This window comes from Mycobacterium sp., assembly GCF_025965855.1.
Taxonomy (GTDB): domain Bacteria; phylum Actinomycetota; class Actinomycetes; order Mycobacteriales; family Mycobacteriaceae; genus Mycobacterium.
In genome coordinates this window covers 1-3,194 of sequence record NZ_JAOPWB010000291.1, presented here as the reverse complement: position 1 = coordinate 3,194, position 3,194 = coordinate 1, and the positions used below count along the sequence as shown (strand labels likewise).

Below are 3,194 nucleotides of genomic sequence, written 5' to 3'. Positions count from 1 at the left end.
CCTCGACGGAACCGCGCGCATCGCCCGCAACGAACTCTTCCGCAACCTCGACACCGCCAACTACCGATACACCGACTGGCTATGGGGCTACTCGTCCGACCGGACGGCATGACTCATCCACCCCGCCAGTGCAATTGACACTGCCGAACCGACCCCAACCCTCAAACCCGCAACGACCGCAGAGGAACCGATCATGAACGGAAAGATCGCACTCGAAGAACACGTTTCAACCAAACTCAACAACACGCTCTGGGATTCGGCGGGTGAGGCGGAACGTAACGGCGCAGCCTACATGTCTGACGTCGAAGCCAAACTGCTCGACACCGACGAGCGGATCGAGCTGATGGACACCTACGGGATCGAGACCACGATCTTGTCGCTGACCTCGCCGGGTATCCAGTCCATCCTCGACGTCGAGCAGGCCTCCGAGACGGCGCGGGTATCCAACGACACGGTGCGCGCGCAATACGTGGATGCTTACCCGGCCCGGCTGGCGTTTTTCGCCGCCGTGGCCCTGCAGGACCCCGAGGGCGCCGCCGTCGAACTCGAGCGCGCCGTCACCGAACTGAGCGCCAAGGGCGCCCTGATCAACGGCTACACCAACATCGACGACCACGACACCGGGCGCTACCTCGACGATCCGATCAACCTGCCGTTCTGGGAGAAGGTCTCCCAGCTCAACGTGCCGGTCTACCTTCATCCCCGCGAACCGTTGCCCGCACAGCAGCGCATCTACCAGGGCTATGAATCGCTGGTCGGTTCCGCGTGGGGGTTCGGACACGAAACCGCGACGCACGCCGTCCGTTTGATGCTGTCGGGCCTGTTCGACACCTACCCGGGAATCCAGATCATCGTCGGCCACCTCGGCGAAGGGCTGCCCTTCCTGCTACCACGTCTGGAGCACCGGCTAAACAAGCAACGTGACGGCGCCGGCCTGGGCATCGCCCGGCGCAAGGTCAGTGAGTACCTCAGCAACAACTTCATCCTCACCACGAGCGGCCACTTCCACACCCGCACGCTGCTCAACGCGATCAGTGAAATCGGCAGCGACCGGCTTTTGTTCTCCGTCGACTACCCGTACGAGAGCATGGCCGACGCCGTCGAATGGTTCGACAATTCGTTGCTGAGCCACAACGACCGGGCAAAGATCGGCAGGGGAAACGCGCAACGTATCTTCAACCTCTGAGCATCCGCCCCGCACACACTGGCCGAGCGGCACCCCGTGGTAGACACCCTGGTAACCCCATCACCGTGGAGCGCTAGTGTGGCGCACCGTAAATTCGTACGTTAATTGGGTATGGTGTCGGTGCGGCGAGGACGGGTCGGCCGAAGGCCGAGTTGGTGTTGACCGAAGACGAGCGAGACCAGTTGATGCGATGGTCGCGTCGGGCGAAGTCGTCTCAGGCGTTGGCGTTGCGGTCGCGGATTGTGTTGGCGTGTGCCGAGCCCGGGGTGATGAACACCCAAGTCGCCGAGGATCTGGGGGTGGCGCCCAACACCGTGAACAAGTGGCGCCGACGGTTCGTGGCCGGCCGGCTTGATGGTTTGACCGACGAGCCGCGGCCGGGTCGGCGGCCGTCGATCCTGTTGGACAAGGTCGAAGAGGTGTTGGTGGCCACCTTGGAGGAGGAGCCGGCGAACGCAACGCACTGGTCGCGGACGTCGATGGCGGCACGATCGGGACTCTCGCCGACAACGATCGGCCGAATCTGGCGCCGGTTCGACCTCAAGCCGCATCTGGTCGACGGGTTCAAACTCTCCACCGATCCGATGTTCGTCGCCAAAGTCGTCGATGTCGTTGGCCTGTATCACAATCCGCCCGAGAAGGCGGTCGTGTTATGTGTCGACGAGAAATCACAGATGCAGGCGTTGGACCGCTCCCAGCCGGTGCTGCCGATGATGCCGGGCATGCCCGAACGGCACAGCCATGACTACGCCCGCCACGGCGTGAGCAGCCTGTTCGCGGCCTTCAATATCGCCGACGGCACCGTGATCAGCCAGGTCCATCGCCGACATCGGGCCGTGGAGTTCAAAAAGTTCCTGATCGCCATCGACAAGGCCGTTCCCGCCGAACTGGACGTGCACCTGGTCTGCGACAACCTGGCCACCCACAAGACACCGGCGGCCAACGACTGGCTCGCCAAACATCCCCGTTTCCATATCCACTTCACCCCGACCGGCTCCTCCTGGATCAACCAGGTGGAACGCTGGTTCGGTTTTCTCACCGACCAGCTCCTGCGCCGTAGTGTCCACAAAAGCGTTGCCGCACTGGAGAAAGACGTCCGCGACTGGATCACCGGCTGGAACGACGACCCGAAGCCATTCGCCTGGACAAAGACAGCTGAAGAAATCCTCGACTCACTCGCTAGATATATCGCACGAATTTCCGGTGGGGTCACTAGCAGTACCGTTCGGAAGTCGCGGAAGATGTCGTCGATTGGCGACACTGACCTCGGTTTTGTCAGATCGATGTTTCGGTTGGCGTCCAATTCACCGTCCGGGGAGGACGGCGCTCGGTCACTGAATGTCGAGCGGGATCTTGACGAGCAGTGAGGTCCCACTTCTGGCGTGACTCGCGATCGCCATCGTGCCGCCGAGGGCCTCGACACGGTCTACAAGGCCGGTGAGGCCGGACCCTTTGTCTGCGTCGGCTCCCCCGATTCCGTCATCTCGGATCACGAGGCGGAGGTTGGCATCCGCGGCTTCCGCGCACACATTCACCACGGAGGCTCGTGCGTACTTGGCCGTGTTGGTGAGGGCTTCGGCAACGACGTAGTAGGCCGCCACTTCGACGGAGTCCGGCAATCGTCGGTCGACACCAAGGTCGAGCTCAACCGGGACCGCGGAGCGGCGGCCCAGCGCCTTGAGCGCGGGGCCCAGCCCTCCCCTCGACAGAATCGCCGGATGAATCCCCCGTGAGATCTCCTGCACCTCATGCGAGACCGCGGCCACAGTTGTGACGAGATGAGAAATCTGCTCCTTAAGCGGCTGCAGTTCGGCAAGCACGCAAGCCTCCGCGGCGCGCAGCTGCAGCCCGAGCGAGACGAGCCGCTGTTGGGCGCCGTCGTGCAGATCGCGTTCGATACGGCGCCGGGCATCGTCGCCAGCCGCCACGATCCGGGCCCGAGACGCGGTGAGTTGCGCGTGGGCCTCGGCGTTGGCAATCGCGGTCGCGACAAGATCCGCGAAGTCCC

The 3,194-nt window shown here is 63.3% G+C and carries 2 protein-coding genes and 2 pseudogenes; 3 read left to right on the top strand and 1 reads right to left on the bottom strand.

The window, feature by feature from the left end; genetic code table 11:
* The 3 genes and pseudogenes from JWP83_RS24865 to JWP83_RS24855 all read left to right on the top strand — a co-directional run.
* Positions 1 to 112: pseudogene (locus JWP83_RS24865) on the top strand (salicylate monooxygenase); the annotation flags it as partial.
* An 81-nt stretch (positions 113 to 193) separates the two neighbouring features.
* Positions 194 to 1,186, top strand: a complete 993-nt coding sequence (locus tag JWP83_RS24860) for an amidohydrolase family protein (protein ID WP_297736399.1) — start codon at positions 194 to 196, stop codon at positions 1,184 to 1,186.
* Between the two features lie 185 nt (positions 1,187 to 1,371).
* Positions 1,372 to 2,373 (top strand): annotated as a pseudogene (locus tag JWP83_RS24855) (IS630 family transposase); the annotation flags it as partial.
* A gap of 144 nt (positions 2,374 to 2,517) precedes the next feature.
* Here JWP83_RS24855 and JWP83_RS24850 read toward each other — a convergent pair.
* Positions 2,518 to 3,194: histidine kinase (locus tag JWP83_RS24850; protein WP_297736395.1), on the bottom strand; the 677-nt coding region annotated here is incomplete at its 5' end.